This window comes from Burkholderia sp. 10_S31 (genome assembly GCF_056930375.1).
Genome location: NZ_JBXOWK010000002.1, coordinates 741,644 through 760,276, shown reverse-complemented (window position 1 = coordinate 760,276; position 18,633 = coordinate 741,644). Strand labels below are relative to the sequence as shown.

Annotated in this window: 18 protein-coding genes and 1 pseudogene; 8 read left to right on the top strand and 11 right to left on the bottom strand. The window is 66.2% G+C overall.

Annotated elements, in window-relative coordinates:
* Positions 1-502 precede the first annotated feature (502 nt).
* The 4 genes from AC1Z3W_RS18035 to AC1Z3W_RS18020 form a co-directional block, all read right to left on the bottom strand.
* Positions 503-1,750: a citrate/2-methylcitrate synthase gene (locus AC1Z3W_RS18035; protein WP_124835422.1), complete on the bottom strand. Its 1,248-nt coding sequence runs from the start codon at positions 1,748-1,750 to the stop codon at positions 503-505.
* Between the two features lie 60 nt (positions 1,751-1,810).
* Positions 1,811-2,203, bottom strand: a complete 393-nt coding sequence (locus tag AC1Z3W_RS18030) for a VOC family protein (protein ID WP_057927344.1) — start codon at positions 2,201-2,203, stop codon at positions 1,811-1,813.
* 59 nt (positions 2,204-2,262) lie between these two features.
* Positions 2,263-3,549 (bottom strand): MFS transporter, encoded by a 1,287-nt coding sequence (locus AC1Z3W_RS18025; RefSeq protein WP_057927343.1) that lies wholly within the window; start codon positions 3,547-3,549, stop codon positions 2,263-2,265.
* Between the two features lie 89 nt (positions 3,550-3,638).
* Positions 3,639-4,397, bottom strand: coding sequence for an SDR family oxidoreductase (locus tag AC1Z3W_RS18020; protein ID WP_057927342.1), 759 nt, complete (start codon positions 4,395-4,397; stop codon positions 3,639-3,641).
* A gap of 313 nt (positions 4,398-4,710) precedes the next feature.
* Between AC1Z3W_RS18020 and AC1Z3W_RS18015 the strand changes: the two genes are divergently transcribed.
* Positions 4,711-5,673, top strand: a complete 963-nt coding sequence (locus AC1Z3W_RS18015) for a 2-hydroxyacid dehydrogenase (RefSeq protein WP_124835423.1) — start codon at positions 4,711-4,713, stop codon at positions 5,671-5,673.
* A gap of 71 nt (positions 5,674-5,744) precedes the next feature.
* Here the strand turns inward: AC1Z3W_RS18015 and AC1Z3W_RS18010 are convergent, their stop codons facing one another.
* The 7 genes from AC1Z3W_RS18010 to AC1Z3W_RS17980 form a co-directional block, all read right to left on the bottom strand.
* On the bottom strand, positions 5,745-6,134 hold the full coding sequence (locus AC1Z3W_RS18010) for a carboxymuconolactone decarboxylase family protein (protein WP_059516993.1): 390 nt from the start codon (positions 6,132-6,134) through the stop codon (positions 5,745-5,747).
* 15 nt (positions 6,135-6,149) lie between these two features.
* Positions 6,150-7,562: a purine-cytosine permease family protein gene (locus AC1Z3W_RS18005; protein WP_483508147.1), complete on the bottom strand. Its 1,413-nt coding sequence runs from the start codon at positions 7,560-7,562 to the stop codon at positions 6,150-6,152.
* A gap of 121 nt (positions 7,563-7,683) precedes the next feature.
* Positions 7,684-9,153 carry an aldehyde dehydrogenase gene (locus tag AC1Z3W_RS18000; RefSeq protein ID WP_483508146.1) on the bottom strand — a complete coding sequence of 490 codons (1,470 nt, stop codon included), beginning with the start codon at positions 9,151-9,153 and terminating at the stop codon, positions 7,684-7,686.
* Between the two features lie 12 nt (positions 9,154-9,165).
* Positions 9,166-10,203 (bottom strand): LLM class flavin-dependent oxidoreductase, encoded by a 1,038-nt coding sequence (locus AC1Z3W_RS17995; protein WP_483508145.1) that lies wholly within the window; start codon positions 10,201-10,203, stop codon positions 9,166-9,168.
* Positions 10,204-10,214: 11 nt separating this feature from the next.
* A complete protein-coding gene (locus tag AC1Z3W_RS17990) occupies positions 10,215-11,150 on the bottom strand; it encodes a flavin reductase (protein ID WP_175826337.1) in 936 nt (311 codons plus the stop codon).
* A gap of 1 nt (position 11,151) precedes the next feature.
* Positions 11,152-11,970: an alpha/beta fold hydrolase gene (locus AC1Z3W_RS17985; protein ID WP_483508144.1), complete on the bottom strand. Its 819-nt coding sequence runs from the start codon at positions 11,968-11,970 to the stop codon at positions 11,152-11,154.
* Positions 11,939-12,541, bottom strand: coding sequence for an amino acid synthesis family protein (locus tag AC1Z3W_RS17980; protein ID WP_057927334.1), 603 nt, complete (start codon positions 12,539-12,541; stop codon positions 11,939-11,941). The genes AC1Z3W_RS17985 and AC1Z3W_RS17980 overlap by 32 nt, the downstream gene beginning before the upstream one ends.
* A 110-nt stretch (positions 12,542-12,651) precedes the next feature.
* Here AC1Z3W_RS17980 and AC1Z3W_RS17975 point away from each other — a divergent pair, with 110 nt between their 5' ends.
* The 7 genes and pseudogenes from AC1Z3W_RS17975 (at position 12,652) to AC1Z3W_RS17945 (ending at position 18,627) form a co-directional block, all read left to right on the top strand.
* Positions 12,652-12,942 carry a DUF1330 domain-containing protein gene (locus AC1Z3W_RS17975; protein ID WP_124835441.1) on the top strand — a complete coding sequence of 97 codons (291 nt, stop codon included), beginning with the start codon at positions 12,652-12,654 and terminating at the stop codon, positions 12,940-12,942.
* Between the two features lie 135 nt (positions 12,943-13,077).
* Positions 13,078-13,767: a GntR family transcriptional regulator gene (locus tag AC1Z3W_RS17970; RefSeq protein ID WP_124835442.1), complete on the top strand. Its 690-nt coding sequence runs from the start codon at positions 13,078-13,080 to the stop codon at positions 13,765-13,767.
* Between the two features lie 259 nt (positions 13,768-14,026).
* Positions 14,027-14,458: pseudogene (locus AC1Z3W_RS17965) on the top strand (NUDIX hydrolase); the annotation flags it as partial.
* Positions 14,459-14,640: 182 nt separating this feature from the next.
* Entirely contained in the window at positions 14,641-15,681 is a 1,041-nt protein-coding gene (locus AC1Z3W_RS17960) for an ABC transporter substrate-binding protein (protein WP_483508143.1), read from the top strand.
* Between the two features lie 141 nt (positions 15,682-15,822).
* Entirely contained in the window at positions 15,823-16,707 is an 885-nt protein-coding gene (locus tag AC1Z3W_RS17955; protein WP_057927330.1) for an ABC transporter permease, read from the top strand.
* 1 nt (position 16,708) lies between these two features.
* Positions 16,709-17,509 carry an ABC transporter permease gene (locus AC1Z3W_RS17950; protein WP_057927329.1) on the top strand — a complete coding sequence of 267 codons (801 nt, stop codon included), beginning with the start codon at positions 16,709-16,711 and terminating at the stop codon, positions 17,507-17,509.
* Between the two features lie 11 nt (positions 17,510-17,520).
* Positions 17,521-18,627, top strand: coding sequence for an ABC transporter ATP-binding protein (locus AC1Z3W_RS17945; protein ID WP_057927328.1), 1,107 nt, complete (start codon positions 17,521-17,523; stop codon positions 18,625-18,627).
* The last annotated feature ends 6 nt before the right edge of the window (positions 18,628-18,633 follow it).

The following is an 18,633-nucleotide window of genomic DNA, read 5'->3' as shown; positions in this document are numbered from 1 at the left end:
CTCGCCGCGCGCGCACATGCCGGCCGCCAAGCGCTCCGTCTTGTTCATCGCTCACCCCGATATTATTTTGTGCTGTTGGTCGCTTGGTGCGACTGCTTGTGTTTGCATCGGAGCAACAGCAAGGAGCGGGCCAGATGCGGCGGCGGGTGCGTCTGACGGCGGAAGGAGGCATGCCGTCGGCGGCAGCGGGGCTCGAATGCCGATTTGGTTTCAGGTCTGATACGTTTCGTCTGCGCGAACGCCGCGCGCTTTCGTACCGACGCACCGGCAACGGCGCACTGGAGAAGGCTGCATGCGGCGGCACACGCGGAAAACGCGGCCGGCGCGGTGCCGGATCCGCATGGGAAATGTTTCAGTCGTGAAACGTTCGGGTTTTAGGGGCGTATCGCTCGTGAATACTATCGGTCGACGCGTTGGGTCGCGACGCCGAGTGCAATCTTTGCTCGGAACAATGATGGGTCGAAAGACCGCGTCGATGCCTGGCAGTCGATCGTAGCCGCAGTCAATCCACAATCTTGAACACGCGATTCTTCTCGATCACGCCGGCTTTCGGCAATTTGCCGTCGTCATCGGCCTCGGCGCGCAGATGCCGTTCGTCGAGCGCCGGCCCCGTATACCGGCTGCGCGGCCGGATCACCTTGCCCACGCGCAGCTGCTCGATGCAGTGGGCCAGCAGCCCGACGCTGCGCGCGATCGAGAACAGCCCGAAAGCCGCGTCGCGCGGCAACCGAAGCTGCACCGACAGCATCGCGAGCGCGACGTCGATGGTCGGCCGCTGGCCGGTGAGTGTCGTCACCTTGTCGATGAAGTGCGCCAGTTCCGCCGGCGGATCGAGCCGCGCGAGCAATGCGGCCGCGCGCGGATCGCCATCCGGATAAAGATGATGGCCGAAACCGGGAATCGGGATCGCGGACTTCAGGTGATGATCGACCACGTGCTCGGCGCCGAGCCGCTCCACGTCGTCGAACACCGCGCGCACGCGTCCCGATGCGTCGCCGTGCAGCGGGCCCGAGAGTGTCGCGAGTCCGGTCAGCAGGCAGCCCGCGAGCGACGCGCCGGTCGATGCGGTGATGCGCGCGGCGAACGCCGAGCTCGTGATCTCGTGATCGGCGACCAGCACCATCGCGCGGCGCAGCAGATCCGCGCCATGGTCGTCGAGGCCCCAGCCGGCTGCGAGCCGCTGATGGGTCCAGCGCGGGCCCGCATCGGCGTCGTCATGCGCGCCGAACGCGCGCGAGACGATCGCGACGAGCTGCCCGGCCTCGGCGTGCAGCGCGCTGTCGAGCCGGCCGAGCGTCGAGTGCCCGTGCGCGGCCAGCGTCGCGAGCATCGTGAACGCGCATTGCCGATCGCGCTCGCCGGGCGGCAGCGTAACCGCGGGCGTATCGAACGACACCGGCGTGGTGGCCTGCCACAGCAGCGCGGCCGTTTCCTCGAGCGTGGCGGTGTCCGACAGTTGAATGCTGTCGCGGCCGCGATACCACGCGCGGCCCTTGGCGAACGTGGTGATGCCGCTGTAGATGCAGGGCTCGGCACCGAAGATCGTGCTCGCCGCCAGCGCCGCATGCTTGCGGCCGACCTGTTTCTTGCGGCACAGCGCGACCACGTCCTCGACGCGATACAGGCTCTTGCGCGGATCGTCCGGATCCTGCATCACGGCGATGCTGCCGCGGCTCGCATACGCATAGACGGTTTGCGCTCGCACGCCGAGCCGCCGTGCGGCTTCGGTCAGGGTGATCCAGTTGTGCATGGGGAGTCGTGATGAGGACGCGGCCGGTGCGCGGCCGCTTGCGCCGACTATAGACCGGGTTCAACTGAATGTCATCTCGGCCGGGCGCCGCTCGAGCACCTCGACGAGGATCTCGCCCGGCGCGCGCACGAAACAGCCGCGCACGCCGGCACGGATCTGTGTGACGGGCTGGACGATGTCGGCGCCATGCTCGAGCAGGTGTGCATACGCGGCATCGAGATCGTCGACCAGCACGCCGAAGTGATCGATGCCTTGCACGCGCGCGCCGTCGGGCACGGCGGCCGGTCGTGCGTCGGGCAGGGCCGTGATGAACAGGTTGATGGTGCCGATCCGCAGGTCGACGCGGCCGGGGCGCCGCACGATGTCGGCGTTCAGGCAGCGCGCGAACCACGCGGCGGTGGCCTCGGCGTCAGCCGAGCAGAGTTGCAGGTGATCCCATTTGAATTCGATCATGAGCGCAGACTGGATTGGGTGAAGCCGCAAGAGCGGCAGGTAAGGAGATTCGAACGGGGTCAGAGCTCGATGCGCGACAACTTGCCGAGCAGCACGGAGTACGACAGCGTGCCGACGAGGCAGATCGCGCCCATCAGGTTCAGTGCCCAGAAGAAGCTGCCGGTGTGCTGCGTCACGTAGCCGATCATCAGTGGCGTGGTGACGGCCGCGATATTGGCCGCGAGGCTCGTGATGCTGCTGGTGAGCCCGACATAGCGTTTCGGCGCGATCTCGGATACCGCGGCCCAGGACATCGAGCCGATCCCCTGCGCGAAGAACGCGACGGTCAGGATCGCGATCACCAGCGCGTTCGAGTGCACGAAGTTGACGAGCACGATCGACGCGCCGAGGAAGGTGCCGATCACGAGCGGCGCCTTGCGGGACGACGACATCGACACGCCGCGCCGGATGCAAAGATCGGACAGGTAGCCGGCGATCAGGATCCCGAGCGTCGCGCCGATGAACGGCATCGCCTGGAAGAAGCCGACCTTGATCATCGACATGTGCCGTTCCTCGACCAGGTAGGTCATGAACCAGGTCGTGAAGAACACCAGCAGCGTGTTGTTGCAGAACTTGCCGAGACAGATCGCGAGGATCTGCCGGTAACCGAGCAGGCGCAGCGCCATGCGCCAGTCGAAACGCTCGCGCGCGGTCACGACCGGGCGCCCTTCGGTGATGTATTGCAGCTCGGCCGCATTGACGCTGCGATGCCGCGACGGATCGCGATAGAGCCGGTACCAGACGACGCTGAACAGGATGCCGAAGCCGCCGGTCGCAAAGAACACGGCGCGCCAGCCGAATGCCGACGAGATCCACAGCAGCAGCCCGGTGAAGAGCGGCGTGCCGATGTATTGCCCCATCACGTAGACGCTGGTCGCGAAGCCGCGCTCCTGCACCGGGAACCACATCGTCACCGCGCGGGCATTCGACGGAAAGGCCGGCGCTTCCAGCGCGCCCATCGCGGCCCGCGAGCCGAGCAGCATGTGGTAGCCGTGCGCGAGCCCTTGTGTCAGCGTCGCCAGCGACCAGCCGACCAGCGACAGCGCATAGGCGACGCGCGAGCCGAGCATGTCGGCAAGCACGCCCGCCGGCAGCAGCGCGAGCGAGTATGCAAGGCCGAACACGGCGAACAGCTCGCCCATCTGGACGCGGGTGAGTGCGAGGTCCTTCGACAGCGCCGGTGCGACGATGCCGAGTGCCGAGCGGTCGACGTAGTTGAGGATGGTCGCCACCAGCAGCATCGACAGCACGCCGTAGCGCACGCGCGATCTTCTGGTGACGCCCGCGTGCGAGTCGAACTCGCGCATGACCGAAACCTGTTCTTCTGCGGTTTTCAATATCGTCTCCTGATGGGTGGGCCGGCGCGTGGTTGTCGTGTGCGCCGGCGAGCGTCCGGTCAGCCGCGCCCGACGAAGGGCATCGCGGTCGCCATGATCGTCATGTTCAGAATGTTGGCCTCGAGCGGCAGGCTCGCCATCTGCACGATGGCGTGCGCAACGTGCGCGACGTCGACGCGCGGCTCGGGCGCGACGCGACCGTCGGCCTGCGGCACGCCGCTGTTCATGCGCTCGGTGAGCGACGTGGCGGCATTGCCGATGTCGATCTGGCCGCACGCGATGTTGAACGGCCGGCCGTCGAGCGCGAGCGAGCGCGTGATGCCGAGGACGGCATGCTTGGTGGCCGTGTACGCGATCGTGTTCGGGCGCGGCGTATGCGCGGAGATCGAACCGTTGTTGATGATGCGGCCGCCTTGCGGCGTCTGGCGCTTCATCTGGCGCCACGCGGCGCGTGCGCACAGGAAGACGCCCGTCAGGTTGGTCGCGACCACGTCGTTCCAGAATTCGAGCGAGTAGTCGTCGAGCGGCACGGCGCCCGCGTTGCGGCCGGCGTTGTTGAACAGCACGTCGAGGTGTCCGAACTCGCGCTCGATTCGTGCGAAGCCCGCGTCCACCGATGCCTCGTCGGCGACGTCGGTCGGGATTGCCGCGGCCACGCCGCCGGCCTGCTCGATGATCTCCTTTGTCGCGAGCAGCGGCTCGATGCGCCTGCCGAGCAACGCCACGCCGAATCCGGCTTGCGCCAGCGCGACGGCCGCGGCCTGGCCGATTCCGGTGCCGGCGCCCGTCACTGCCGCGATTTTTTTTCGTTCCTGCATTTTCACGACCTCGTCTTCAGTCCGTTGAACATGCAAAAAGCATTGCGCGGTGACGATTCCCCAGCAATCTTGATTCTTTCAATCAATATCAACTGTCCCGTCGCGACGGGGCAGCGTCAGGGTTTTCCTGAGTTCGCGGGCACGTCGTTCACCGGGCCTTCATGGCGTGGTACGCATCGGGCGGCGCAATCGAACCGGCCCTGCAGGCGCGCGGCCAATGCCGCGCCGACACGTTGATTGAATCAATCAATATTGACCCGCGCCGAGTGCGCTTCGTAGGCTGTGCTCCGTTTTCCGACCCAAGGACGAGACCATGCCTGATAACAATCGCCCCCGCCTGCTGGTAGCGCGACGGGTTCCCGCGGCCGTGGCCGCACGCGCCGAAGCCGAATTCCATGCGTACGTGACGGACGCCGACATGGATGCGCGGTCCGTCGTCGAGTTCTGCAACCGTTACGAAACACCGGCGGTGCTGATCGGCAAGAAATCGGGGCTGCAGGCCGAGCACATCGCGGCATTGCCGCCGAGCGTGAAGATCATCGCGAACGCGAGCGCCGGCTACGACCACATGGATGTGGGCGCCGCGCGCGCACGCGGGATCGTGGTCAGCAATGCGCCCGACGCGCTGACCGATTGCACGGCCGATTTCACGATGCTGCTCATTCTGGCCGCGTGCCGGCGTGCATCGGAGTACGAGCGCATCGTGCGCGCGGGGTGGGGCAAGTCGTTCGGCATGACCGACATGCTCGGCACGCGCGTGAACGGCAAGACGCTCGGGATCGTCGGCTTCGGCCGGATCGGCCGCGCGGTTGCGCAGCGTGCGCGCGGGTTCGGGATGCGGATCGTCTATACCGACCGGCGGCCGGCTCCGCCCGAGATCGAGGCGGGCGCGCGCTATTGCGCGGATCTCGACACGCTGCTGCCGCAGTGCGACATCCTCACGCTGCACGTGCCGGGCGGCGGCACGCCGTTGATGACGCGGCGCGAGTTCGGTTTGATGCGCGATAGTGCGGTGTTCGTCAACGCGGCGCGTGGAAGTCTCGTCGACGAGGATGCGCTGTACGATGCGTTGGCGTCGCGGCGGCTGTTTGGCGCGGGGCTCGACGTCTATCGCAACGAGCCCAACATCGATCCGCGCTTCGCCACGCTCGACAATGTGTTTCTGTCGCCGCACATGGCCAGCGCGACGATCGAGACGCGCGACCAGATGGGGTTTACCGCGCTCGATAACGTCGCGGCGGTGCTGGACGGGAGGGCGGCGCCGAACGCGCTGTGACGGGTGTGGTGGGGCAACTCATCCATGCCGGTGCTTCCTGCGATCGGAAGCACCGGCGTGTCGCCGGTCGATTACTTCAACGCCCCTTCGGCCACCAGCACCTCATGCGCGGCCTTGAACGCGCTGAGCCCATGCGGGATGCCCGAATAAGCGGTTGCATGCAGCAGCGTCGCCTTGATCTCGTCGACGCTCACGCCGTTGTTCAGCGCACCCTTCACATGCAGCTTGAGTTCGTTGGTATGGCCGCCGGCGGTCAGCATCGCGAGGTTGAGCAGGCTGCGCGTCTTGCGGTCGAGCGTGTCGTCGCCCCATGCCCAGCCCCACGCCCAGGCCGTGGTCGCGCGCTGGAACGCCATCATGAAGGCGTCGGCTTTCTCCATCGATGCATCGACGTACTCCGGGCCGAGCACTTCCCGGCGGATCGGCAAGCCTTTCTGAAACAGCGCATCGTCTTCATTCATGATTGATCTCCTTTGTTAATCCAAAGCCCCGGCGCCCGCCGGACACCGGCCGCGCGAGCGCGCACCGTCCTTCGATGCGAACAGGTAGCACGCCAGCGCGGTGGCGACGAGGCCCACCATCCACGACACGTCCGCGCCACCGAGAATCGACGCCCACGGGCCGTGGAAGAAGCTTTCTTCCATGAACGGCACCTGGACCGCGATGCCGAACACGTAGATCGCGATCGCCTTGACGTTGAACGACCCGTAAGCGCCGCCATTGTTGCTGATGATTTCCGCGACGCGGTAGTGCCGGTTGTTGATGAGGTAGAAGTCGATCAGGTTGATCGCGATCCACGGCGCCAGCACGATGCGCAACGCGAAGATCGCGCCGAGGAAGATCGAGATGAAGTTGCTCGACGCCCATAACGCGGTCGCGGTCGACGCCACCAGCAGCACCGCCGACACGACGACGCGCACGTTGCGCCCGGGCACCCAGCGCGGGCGGAACGTCTGCGCGGCGGTGATGAACGACAGCACCGCGCCATACAGGTTCATCCCGTTGTGGCCGATGATGTTGACGAGGAACAGGAAGATCAGCACGTAGCCGAACGCGCCGGTCTGTTCGCGGACCGCCTGCATCGCGTCGGTCGAATGCCCGGTGCTGACGGCGAGCACGCCGAACAGGAACGCGAAGATCGTGCCCAGCGACGTGCCGAGATACGTATACGCAAAGGTCTTCCCGAATCCGGTGGAGGCCGGCAGGTAGCGCGAATAATCGGACGTATAGGGTGCGAAGCTGATCTGCCACACCGCGCACAGCCCGAACATCGCGAACCAGTTCGCGAGATCGAAATGACCCTGCTGGAAGATCCGTGCATCGAGGCCCGGCGCCATCAGCGCGATGCCGATCAGCAGCGCGCCGCCCATGAACCACGCGCCGACCTTGTTGAAGCGATGAATGAAGTGGCAGCCGATCACGCCGACCAGCGTCGCGAGCACCGCGCCGATGACGGTCGCGACCGGCACGGGCACCGCGGGCGCTGCCGTGTGCAGCGTCTTGCCCGCGAGAATGATGTTCGACACGAAGAAGCCGAGGTAGATCAGCGTGGTGAACCCCACCACCAGCAGCGACCCGTACCGGCCGAACTGCGCGCGGCTCTGGATCATCTGCGGCACGCCGACGAGCGGCCCCTGCGCGGAGGTGAGCGCGTGGAAGATCGCGCCGAAGCATTGCCCGGCCGCGATCGCGAGAATCGCGCTCACCAGGTCGAGGTGGAACACCAGCACCGACGTGGCGCCCGAGATCACGGCCAGCGGTGCGACGTTGGTGCAGAACCACAGGGTGAAGAGGTCGGCCGGCTTGCCGTGCCGCGCCTTCGGGGCAACATACTCGATCGAGTTGCTTTCGATGGCGAGAACGCTGCCGTCGCTTTCCTGCTTTGTCATGCTGTCTCCATTTTTATTGCCGGGGCCATGCCGCGCCGCACGGGCTCGCTGGCGCGGCGCGGCATGGCACGACATGGCTTCTGCGGCTTTGAATCGATACTGCAGGCGAATGCGTTTTCGCTCAACGCATCACGAACGGGTCGCTGATCGGCTCGTCCGACGTACGCAGCCACACGGACTTGGTCGTCGTGTATTCGAGCGCGGCGCTCAGGCCGCCCTCACGGCCGTGCCCGGACAGGCCGAAGCCGCCGAACGGCACGAGCGGCGACACGGCCCGATAGGTGTTGATCCACACGATGCCCGAGCGCACGCGCTTCGATACGCGGTGGGCGCGCGTGAGGTTGGTCGTGAAGATGCCGGCGGCGAGACCGTAGGCCGTGCTGTTGGCTTTTTCGATTGCTTCCTGCTCGGATTCGAACGTGTCGACCGACAGCACCGGGCCGAACAGTTCCGTCGTGATGCTGTCGGCATGCTCGACGCCGGTGCAGTCGAGGATCGTCGGCGCGTAGTAATAGCCGTCGCGCGCCAGCTGCTTTCCGCCTGTGAGTACCTTTGCGCCCTGGCGCACCGAGCGCTCGACGACCGCCTCGATGTTGCGAAGCTGGCGCTCGGTGCACAGCGGGCCGTACTCCGTTTCCCGCTCGTTGGGCAACCCCACGCGAATGCGCGACACGCGCTCGACCAGCAGGGAAAGGAATTGCTCCTTGACGGAAGCCTCGATCAGCAAGCGCGAACCCGCGACGCAGCTTTGGCCGCTCGCCGCGAAGATCGCGGCGACCTGTGCATTCACCGCGCTCTGGATGTCGGTATCGGCGAACACGATGAACGGCGACTTTCCGCCGAGCTCCAGCGACACCTTCGCGAGATTGCCGGCCGTGTTCCGCACGATGTGGCGCGCGGTCTCGGGGCCGCCGGTGAACGCGACCTTGTCCACGCCCGGATGGCCGCTCAGCACCGCGCCGCATTCCGGGCCGAAGCCGGTGATGACGTTGACGACGCCCGGCGGGAATCCCGCCTCGTGCACGAGCCGCGCGAACGCCAGCAACGGCCCCGGCGCTTCCTCGGACGCCTTGAGCACCACCGTGCAGCCGGCCGCGAGGGCCGGGCCGACCTTGACCGCGGACAGGAACAGCTGGCTGTTCCAGGGCACGATCGCGGCGACCACGCCGACCGGCTGCCGCTCGAGCCACACCTGCATGTCGGGCTTGTCGACGGGGATGCTGCTGCCTTCGAGCTTGTCGGCGATGCCGGCGTAGTACCGGTAATACTCGGCGACGTACGCGATCTGGCTCGACGTCTCCCGGATGATTTTGCCGGTGTCGTTCGTTTCGATTTCAGCGAGTCGCGGCGCCGCCCGCTCGACGAGATCGGCGAGTTTGTACAGCAGCTTGCCGCGCGCCGATGCGGACAGTCCCGCCCAGGCCGGATCGGTCAATGCGCGGCCGGCCGCCGTGACCGCGCGGTTGACCTCGTCGGTGCGCGCTTCCGGCATCTGCGCCCACACGGCGCCGGTCGCCGGATTGATGCTGCCGAAGGTCGCGGCGCCGGGTTCGAACTTCCCGTCGATATACAGCTGAAAAGGCACGTTCATGGCATCGGCACCTTATTGAAACGCAGGCATCACGTCCCGGATCATCCGCTCGAGCGACGCCTTCTTGCGCTCGAAGCTCATGCCGGTATCGATCCAGAACGAGTACTCGTCGAAGCCGAGCGCCTCGTATGCCTTCAGACGCTCGATGACCTCGGCGGGCGTGCCGATCACGTTGTTCTTGCGCATCGCTTCCGGCGTGTAGAACGGATGCGCGGCGATTTCGTCGCGGCTCAACGGCTTGATCATCCCGCGGCTGACCGGCCGCTCGTTCTTGAACCACGCGCCGAAGTAGTTGTAGAACACGTTGACTTCGTCGGCGGCTACTTGCGCGTCGTCCTCGCTGCTCGCCACGTAGGTGTGACGCAGCAGCATGATCTGCGGGCGCGGCACGTCGCTGAACTTCTCGCACGCGGCGTTGAAGTGCCCGACGAGCTTCTCGACTTCCTCGTCGCCGAGGTGCAGCGGCGTGACCTGCACGTTGCAGCCGTTCGCGACCGCGAACTCATGGCTGTTCGGATCGCGCGCGGCCACCCAGATCGGCGGATGCGGTTGCTGCAGCGGCAGCGGCGACGACGTCGTCGCCGGGAATTGCCAGAACTCGCCTTCGTGCGCGTAGTCGCCTTCCCACAGCTTCTTCACCGCGGGAATGAGTTCGCGCATGCGCTGGCCCGCACCCCATGCGTCGAGGCCCGGCATCAGGCGCTCGTATTCGAACGAGTATGCGCCGCGCGCGATCCCGAGTTCCAGGCGGCCGCCCGAGATGATGTCGGTCATCGCGGCTTCGCCGGCCAGCTTGATCGGGTGCCAGAACGGCGCGACGACCGTGCCGGTGCCCAGCCGCACGCGCTTCGTCTTGTTGGCCAGATCGGCGAGGTTGATGAACGGGTTCGGCGCGATCGTGAAGTCCATGCCGTGGTGCTCGCCGGTCCAGACGGCGTGCATGCCGCCGCGATCGGCGATCTGGCAGAGCTCGACCATCTCGTCGTACAGCTGCTTTTGGCTGGTCTGGTCGGAGACGCGCTCCATGTGGACGAAAAGCGAAAAACGCATGATGTGACCTTTCAGGAAAGAAGCGGGCGGACGGTGCCGGTGCTGTGATCGCCGAAGTACAGGCCGTAACTCTTCAACTGGCTCTCCCTGCGATAGCGTTCGAGCATGCTGGCGAGTGCGCTGTCCTGGAACGCGCCGGCCTCGATGTCGTCGAGGCTCACGAATTCGCCGGCGACCGCCGCTTCGTCCGGTGCGCTGCAGAGGAACGAGATGTACTGGTAGTGCGTCTCGGTATTGTTGTAGACCGAATAGATGAAGCTTGCCGATGCGTCCGGCTGGTACTGCCGGAAGAGTTCGGCGAGCGCCTTGTCGGCGCCTTCGTTGCCGATCTCCTTCGTCGGCAGCGCCCACTTGCCGTCGGCCGTCTTCACCAGGAGCACCTTGTCGTCGCGCGTGATGATCGCGCTCACGATCACCTTCGGGCCGGCGATCACTTCGGCCGACAGCTTCGCCGGCGTGAAATAGCCGCCGCGGTAATAGCCGAGCCCCGCGTAGCCGGCGGAATGGAACGCCTCGACCTTGCCGATGATGAGCGCGTGATCGCCCGCGTCGATCACCGCGTGCGTCGTGCAGTCGAACCACGCGCTGACGTCGTCGATCAGCGGGTTGCGATGCGCGCTCAGGTGCCAGCCGACCTGCGCGAAGCGATCGTCGCTCGGCCGCGCGAAGGTGTTCGACAGGTCCTTTTGCCCTTCCGCGAGGATGTTGATCGCGAAGTGGCCCGTGGTGGAAAACGTCTGGAAATTGCTCGACGTCTTCGCGATGCTGACGAGCAGCAGCGCGGGGTCGAGCGACACGGACGAGAACGAGTTCGCGGTGAAGCCGAGCGGCTGGCCGTCGTCGCGCGCGGTGGTGACGATCGTCACGCCGGTCATGAACGCGCCGAACGCATCGCGCAGCTCGCGGGTGTTGATCGTCGGGACTTCCTGGCGGGTTGCTTGGCTCATGTCACACTTCCGATTTCAGGGTTTCCGCCTGCGGCACGGCTTGCAACCAGGCACGCAGCGCGCGATTGACTTGCTCGGGCGCGGTCAGGTTCACCATGTGGCGCTCGTTCTCGATCACGACGGCCCGGCCGTCATGCGCGGCCTGCGCCATCTGCCGGGCCATCTCGGGCGTCGAATTCGGGTCGTCCGATCCGGTCAGCACGAGCGCCGGGCAGGCGATCCGGTGCCAGCCGTCGGCATACACTTCGTCGCCCTTCGCGAACGCGGTGTACGCGGTGGCGTAGCCGGCCAGGTCGACGGATTGCAGCCATGCTTGCACCTTCCGCGCGGCGGCCTGCTGCGCTTCCTCCGCGTTGAACCAGCGCCGCAGCGGCGTATCGACGTCGATGGTGCCCGAGCGCAGTTCGGCGGCGCGTTGCAGGACGGCTTCACGCGCCTCTTCGGTGCGGCGGTACACCCCGTTCAGGACTGCGACGCGCTTGACCAGGTCGGGCCGCGTCACCGCGACGCCGGCGGCGATCAGCGAGCCCATCGAGTGGCCGGCCAGGTTGACCGGGCCGACCTGCAGCGCCTCGATGAATTCGATCGCCCATTGCACGAACTGCTGCAGGTCGGCGCCGGTGTCGAGCGCATCGCTCATGCCGTGGCCCGGCATGTCGACGGAGATCACGCGGAAATCGCGCGACAGGTCGTCGATCTGCGGATACCACGCGCTCGCCTGCATGCCGACGCCGTGAATCAGCACCAGCGGTTCGCCGGCGCCCTGGTCGAGATAGTGGGCGACGCGCTTATTTGACAGCGGCAGGGTTCTTGACGTCATTTCCGAGCTCTGCGAGATCTTTGTAGCGGTCGCCGATGCGGTGATGCGGACGGCCGGCGGTGGCGGCGCCGATGGCGATGACCAGTTCGTCGGCGGCCGGTGCGTCCGGAATCGCGAACTGGAGCGTCAGGTAGTGCGAGCGGCGGCCTTCGTCGTTCTTGTCCATCATCGGAATGAGGAGCGGCGCATTGGCCGGGCCGCGCGTGTTGTTGAACGCGAGGTACGACTTGGCGCCCACCGCCGTGCGATAGGTGTTGCCGAAGTGCAGCGTGTGGATCAGCGCGGATGCATGCTCGATTTCACCGTCGAGGCCGACGATCGCGCTCTTGCCGAACGCCTCGACCGCGTCGCCGGAGCCGGCTTCGTCGAGGATCATCTTCGTCAGGTGTTCGCTGAGCTGCGGCGCCAGCGCGCGGATCTCCGGCGACAGATCCTCCACGTACCCGCGGCCTGCCCACGGGTTCTTGATCACGGCGACCGCCCCGATCATCTTCAGCGGTTTGGCAGCGACCTTGTCACCATCCACATAGAGCGTCTCGACATGGAGGACGGATTTCCGAATCAGGCTCATGGCACCTTCCTTTCGTGCGTTGATTGTGGGATTCATTGTGGTATACCATGTTACGGCATGCCATGAGTGTTAACCCGTGTCCGGGAATTTCCCGAATCTGGAGGCGAAAAATGAGTGCGTACTGGATTGCCCACGTGCAGGTGCTGGACCCTGTGAGATACAAGGACTACACGGACCTCGCGCCGCAGGCGTTCAAGAAGTTCGGCGCGGTGTTCCTGGCGCGCGGTGGCGCATCGGAGGTGCTGGAGGGGGAATCGTTCGAGCGCCACGTCGTGATCCGCTTCCCGGATATGCGGACGGCGCTCGCGTGCTATCACTCGCCCGAATACCAGGCGGCGAAGGCGAAACGCGATGGACATTGCCGCGCGCAGATATCGATCGTCGAGGGCCTGGAGGGCTGAACGCGCGGTTGACGGCGGGTGTGCGGCGGGCGGGATGGAAAGCCCGCTGACAGTTCGGTCATAATATGGCATTCCATGTCTGTGCCCGGCGCATCGCCGGGTGCAGGCCGCCCACCCGTTTTCAGAGTGCCACCCATGCAAGACCTCAAAATCGACCGCAATGCCAAGACTTTGCGCGAACTGACGCTGGACAAACTGCGCGGTGCGATCGTGCAGGGCTATTTCCGTCCCGGCGCGCGGCTCGTCGAGCGCACGCTGTGCGATGAACTCGGCGTCAGCCGCACGGTGGTGCGCGAGGTGCTCCGACATCTGGAGACCGAAGGGCTGGTCGAGACCGTGTCGCGGCAAGGGCCGGTGGTCGCGCGGCTCGATCCGGCGCAAGTCGGCGAGATCTACGAATTGCGCGGCCTGCTCGAAGCCAATGCCGCGCGTGCCTGTGCCGAGGGCGCGACACCCGAAGTCGTGCAGCAGCTGCGCGAGATCCGCGCGACGATCGAAGATGCATTCGAGAAGCAGGAGCTGCCGCGTGTGCTCGAGTACACCGAGCGCTTCTATGAAGCGCTGTTCGAAGCCGCCGGGAAGCAGGTGTCGCTGACGGTCGTCAAGACGCTCAACGCGCGCATCAACCGGTTGCGCGCGTTGACCATCGCGATGCCGGGCCGCGGCGGCGACTCGAACACCGAGATGAACCGCCTGCTCGACGCGATCGAGCGGCGTGACGGCGATGCGGCTTCGGCGGCGTCCGCCGCGCACATCAAGCGGGTTTCCGAGCTGGCGCTGTCGGCGCTCGCGCAGCAACAGGACGAGGCGGTCACCGACAACTGACGGAATCCCGGGCGCGGGATCGAAACGCACGATTGAACAGCAAAGGCCGCCGGCATCACACCGGCGGCCTTTTGTTTTGTCTGTCGATTCGACGGGTTCAACTCATGGTATTCCATAATACGATGCTCATTGTTGTAGTCCATAAGATGGCATACCATAATCTCATCGAGTAACGCAGTGACCACGGGAGCACGCCATGACTGAGTCGATGACCGGACCAACCGCGCGGCAACAGGTATTCGACACGCTCGGATTCCGCCGCGCGCAGGTGGGCGCGATTCTCGAACATCGCGACGGGCTCGTGCTCGTCGATACGCCGCAAGGCCTGCGCTTGCCGACCGGCATCCGGCTCGATCCGGCGAGCGACGCGGCGAGCCTGCGCGGCGTGCTCGCGAAGCTCGGCCTCAACGCGCATCTCGACTTCCTGTTCGCCGTATTCGAATCGGCCGGCGAGCGCGAGCCGGGCGTCCATATCTATTACCGCGGCCGCGTGATTCCCACCGGTTCGCCATGGTTCGACAGCAGCATCCGCATCGTGCCGCTCTGGCAGGTGCCGTGGGACGAGATCGCCGACACCGCCGTGCGCGCGATGCTCGAACGCTACGTGCGCGAACGCCGGCAGGACGCGTACGGCATCTATGTCGGCGATACGGAAGCCGGCACGGTGCAGCCGCTCGCGCTCGCGCACTGACGGCGCCGGACAAAACCGACGTGCCGCGCGGGTTGCCCCCGTGCCATCGCGATCGCGGCACAGCGATGAACAACAAGATCGAGAAGCCGGCGCGGCGGGCGCTGCCGGCCTGAACACGCGTATTCGAATGGCTGCCGCCCCGGTGGCCGCGAGCCGCAACCGTTTCCCCCTGGAGAGAGACCATGAGCAGCAGAAGCATCCCGCGTTTCGCAGCATCGCGCCTCGCCTGTATCGCCCCGTTGGTCGCGCTGTGCGCCGCGCCCGCGCTGGCCGCGGACCCGATCGTGTTCACGAGCTGGGGCGGCACGACCCAGTCGTCGCAACAGAAGGACTGGGCGCAGCCGTTCACGCAGGCGAGCGGCATCAACGTGCTGATGGACGGGCCGACCGACTACGGCAAGCTCAAGGCGATGGTCGACAGCGGCAACGTGAGCTGGGACGTGGTCGACGTCGAAGGCGACTTTGCCTACGCAGCCGAAAAGGCCGGGCTGATCGAGCCGATCGACTATTCGGTGGTGAAGAAGGCCGAGCTCGACCCGCGCTTCGCGACGCCTTCCGCGGTCGGCAGCTTCTATTACTCGTTCGTGCTCGGCTTCAACAAGGCGAAGTACACGGGCGCGCAGCCGCAAAACTGGGCGGACCTGTTCGATACCAAGCGCTTCCCGGGCAAGCGCACGTTCTACAAGTGGTCGGCGCCGGGCGTGCTCGAAATCGCGCTGCTCGCCGACGGCGTCGCGCCCAACAAGCTGTATCCGCTCGACCTCGACCGCGCGTTCAGGAAGCTCGATTCGATCAAGGGCGACATCGTCTGGTGGAGCGGCGGCGCGCAGTCGCAGCAGCTGCTCGCGTCGGGCGAAGCGCCGGTCGGCATGTTCTGGAACGGCCGCCTGCATGCGCTCGCGCAGACCGGCGTGCCGGTCGGCATGTCGTGGAACCAGAACCTGACCGCCGCCGACATGCTCGTGATCCCGAAGGGCGCGAAGCATCGCGACGCGGCGATGAAGTTCCTGGCCGCCGCGACGAGCGCGCAGGCCCAGGCGAAATTCGCGGCCGACACCGGCTATGCGCCGATCAACGTGAAGTCTGCCGCGCTGATGCCGCCGGCGATCGCCAAGACGCTGCCCGACCAGTACAAGACCTCGCAGATCAATCTCGACATGAAGTACTGGGCCGAGAACCGCGACGCGATCGCGAAGCGCTGGTACGCGTGGCAGTCGAAGTAAGCAGGCCTGGATACAGGGTACCGGCACGCGTTCCGGTCAGGATGACGAACCGAATCGAACCGGGCCGGCCGAGCAACGCATCTGCATGGGGCCAGGGTAACCGGCGCTGAAGCGCCGGCCCTGGCCGATAAAGGAGACACCATGCCAAACGTATTGAGTACCGTCGCGCATCCGCCCGCGGCGAAAGCGCGCAAGCGGCGCGACTGGCGCAGCATGCGGCTGCTGACGCCCGCGATGCTGCTGCTCGTGATTTTCTTCCTGCTGCCGGTGCTGTCGCTGCTGTTGCGCAGCGTGCTCGAGCCGACGCCCGGGCTGCACAACTACGCGCAGCTGCTCGGCTCGACGACGTATGTGCGCGTGTTCGGCAATACGTTTCTCGTGGCCACGGTCGTGACGCTCGTCACGCTGCTGGTCGGCTTTCCGATGGCGTGGCTGCTCGCCATCGCGCCGCGCAAGCTCAGTGCCGTGCTGTTCGCGATCCTGCTGCTGTCGATGTGGACCAACCTGCTCGCGCGGACGTTCGCATGGATGGTGCTGCTGCAGGGGACCGGGCCGATCAACCGCGCGCTGATGGCGATCGGCGTGATTCACGAGCCGCTGTCGCTCGTGAACAACCTGACCGGCGTGACGATCGGCATGACCTACATCATGCTGCCGTTCCTCGTGATGCCGCTGCACGCCACGCTGCGTGGCATCGACCCGTCGACGCTGCGTGCCGCCGCGGTGTGCGGCGCGAGCCGCTGGCAGGCGTTCTGGCGCATCCTCGTGCCGCTCGCGATGCCGGGCGTGGCCTCCGGTGCGCTGATGGTGTTCGTGATGGCGCTCGGCTACTTCGTCACGCCCGCGCTGCTGGGCGGCCCGTCCTACATGATGCTCGCGGAACTGATCGCGCAGCTCGTGCAGGAACTGCTGAACTGGGGCCTCGCCGGCGCCGCGGCCTTCGTGCTGCTTGCCGTGACGCTCGCGCTCTATGCGTTGCAGCTGCGCTTCACCGGCAGCGCGCGCGCCACCACCGGAGGCCGCTGACATGTTGCTCGATTTCGATCGCCTGGGCGCGCTGCGCTGGATCCTCGTGGCCGTGGGCGCGGCCGTTGCACTGTTCCTGCTGTTGCCGATCTTCTTCATCGTCGCGCTGTCGTTCGGCGATTCGCAGTGGCTCATCTTTCCGCCGCCGGGCTGGACGCTCGAATGGTACCGGCAGCTGTTCACCGATGCGGGCTGGATCGACTCGCTGCTGACCAGCGCGAAGCTGGCGGTGATCGTCACGGCGCTGTCCGTCGCGATCGGGTTCCTCGCGTCACTGGCGCTCGTGCGCGGCAGGTTTCGCGGCCGCGAGGCCGTGCGGGGCTTCTTCCTCACGCCGATGGTGCTGCCCGTCGTCGTGCTCGCCGTCGCGCTCTATGCATTCTTTTTGCGCATCGGCCTGAACGGCACGATGACCGGCTTCGTGATCGGCCACCTGATCATCGCGTTGCCGTTCTCGATCATTTCGATCAGCAACTCGCTCGTGAGCTTCGACACGGCGCTGGAAGATGCGGCGCTGATCTGCGGCGCGTCGCCGCTCACGGTGAAGCTGCGCGTCACGCTTCCCGCGATCCGGCTCGGCCTGTTCGCCGCGGCGATCTTCGCGTTCCTCGCGTCGTGGGACGAAGTCGTGGTGTCGATCTTCATGTCGAGCCCGACGCTGCAAACGCTGCCGGTGCGGATCTGGGCGACGCTGCGGCAGGACCTGACACCCGTCGTCGCGGCCGCGTCGTCGCTGCTCGTCGGACTGACGACCGTATTGATGCTGGCGGGCGCCGTCGTGCGCCGCGCACGCGCTAACTGAGGTAACACGCCATGACTGCATTCCTGCAAATCCAGCGCCTGCGCAAGACCTACGACGATGTCGTCGCGATCGACCAGGTGTCGCTCGACGTACGCAAGGGCGAATTCATGACCTTCCTCGGACCGTCGGGTTCGGGCAAGAGCACCACGCTCTATATCGTCGCGGGCTTTCAGGAGCCGACCGACGGCCGCGTGCTGCTCGACGGCAAGTCGCTGCTGTCGGTCGCGCCGAACCAGCGCAACATCGGGATGGTGTTTCAGCGCTATACGCTGTTCCCGCATCTCACCGTGGGCGAGAACGTCGCGTTCCCGCTGCGGGTGCGCCGCCGGCCAGAAGCCGAAATCCGCGCGAAAGTGGAGCAGATGCTGAAACTCGTGCATCTGTCCGAGTGCCGCGACCGGATGCCCGCACAGCTCTCCGGCGGGCAGCAGCAGCGCGTCGCCATCGCGCGTGCGCTCGCCTACGATCCGCCGGTGCTGCTGATGGACGAGCCGCTCTCCGCGCTCGACAAGAAGCTGCGCGAGGAAATCCAGCTGGAGCTGCGCCGCATTCACCAGGAAACGGGTGTGACGATCCTGTACGTCACGCACGACCAGGAGGAGGCGCTGCGCCTGTCGGACCGCATCGCCGTGTTCAACCAGGGCCGCATCGAGCAGGTCGGCACCGGCGAGGAGCTCTATGCGAACCCGGCGTCGCGCTTCGTCGCGAGCTTCATCGGCAATTCGAATTTTCTGCCGGTCAAGGTGACGAAGCACGGCGATGGCCGCATGGGCGGCGTGTTTCCCAACGGCCTCGAGACGACGTCCGACATGTTCCATCCGACGCTTGCCGCCGGCGACGAAGGCGCGCTGATGATCCGCCCGGAACAGATGCGCATCAGCTCGCTGCAGCGCGCCAGCGGTTCGCATGGATCGAGCGGCACGGCAGGCCTGCCGGTGACCGTGCGCGACGTCACCTATCTCGGCGATGCGATGCACTACGCGGTGGCGACGCCGTGGCAGCAGGAAATCTCGATCCGCATGCCGGCCGCACACCGGCACGACAACGGCATCGTGATCGGTGCGCAGGCGCTCGTCGACTGGGACGCGCGCGACGTGCGCCTGTTCGCGCAAGCCTGACGGCGG

Coding starts and splice junctions, on each gene's coding strand:
- AC1Z3W_RS18035 (WP_124835422.1), bottom strand. CDS start 1,750: ATGCACAACTGGATCACCCTGACCGAAGCCGCACGGCGGCTCGGCGTG.
- AC1Z3W_RS18030 (WP_057927344.1), bottom strand. CDS start 2,203: ATGATCGAATTCAAATGGGATCACCTGCAACTCTGCTCGGCTGACGCC.
- AC1Z3W_RS18025 (WP_057927343.1), bottom strand. CDS start 3,549: ATGCGCGAGTTCGACTCGCACGCGGGCGTCACCAGAAGATCGCGCGTG.
- AC1Z3W_RS18020 (WP_057927342.1), bottom strand. CDS start 4,397: ATGCAGGAACGAAAAAAAATCGCGGCAGTGACGGGCGCCGGCACCGGA.
- AC1Z3W_RS18015 (WP_124835423.1), top strand. CDS start 4,711: ATGCCTGATAACAATCGCCCCCGCCTGCTGGTAGCGCGACGGGTTCCC.
- AC1Z3W_RS18010 (WP_059516993.1), bottom strand. CDS start 6,134: ATGAATGAAGACGATGCGCTGTTTCAGAAAGGCTTGCCGATCCGCCGG.
- AC1Z3W_RS18005 (WP_483508147.1), bottom strand. CDS start 7,562: ATGACAAAGCAGGAAAGCGACGGCAGCGTTCTCGCCATCGAAAGCAAC.
- AC1Z3W_RS18000 (WP_483508146.1), bottom strand. CDS start 9,153: ATGAACGTGCCTTTTCAGCTGTATATCGACGGGAAGTTCGAACCCGGC.
- AC1Z3W_RS17995 (WP_483508145.1), bottom strand. CDS start 10,203: ATGCGTTTTTCGCTTTTCGTCCACATGGAGCGCGTCTCCGACCAGACC.
- AC1Z3W_RS17990 (WP_175826337.1), bottom strand. CDS start 11,150: ATGAGCCAAGCAACCCGCCAGGAAGTCCCGACGATCAACACCCGCGAG.
- AC1Z3W_RS17985 (WP_483508144.1), bottom strand. CDS start 11,970: ATGACGTCAAGAACCCTGCCGCTGTCAAATAAGCGCGTCGCCCACTAT.
- AC1Z3W_RS17980 (WP_057927334.1), bottom strand. CDS start 12,541: ATGAGCCTGATTCGGAAATCCGTCCTCCATGTCGAGACGCTCTATGTG.
- AC1Z3W_RS17975 (WP_124835441.1), top strand. CDS start 12,652: ATGAGTGCGTACTGGATTGCCCACGTGCAGGTGCTGGACCCTGTGAGA.
- AC1Z3W_RS17970 (WP_124835442.1), top strand. CDS start 13,078: ATGCAAGACCTCAAAATCGACCGCAATGCCAAGACTTTGCGCGAACTG.
- AC1Z3W_RS17960 (WP_483508143.1), top strand. CDS start 14,641: ATGAGCAGCAGAAGCATCCCGCGTTTCGCAGCATCGCGCCTCGCCTGT.
- AC1Z3W_RS17955 (WP_057927330.1), top strand. CDS start 15,823: ATGCCAAACGTATTGAGTACCGTCGCGCATCCGCCCGCGGCGAAAGCG.
- AC1Z3W_RS17950 (WP_057927329.1), top strand. CDS start 16,709: ATGTTGCTCGATTTCGATCGCCTGGGCGCGCTGCGCTGGATCCTCGTG.
- AC1Z3W_RS17945 (WP_057927328.1), top strand. CDS start 17,521: ATGACTGCATTCCTGCAAATCCAGCGCCTGCGCAAGACCTACGACGAT.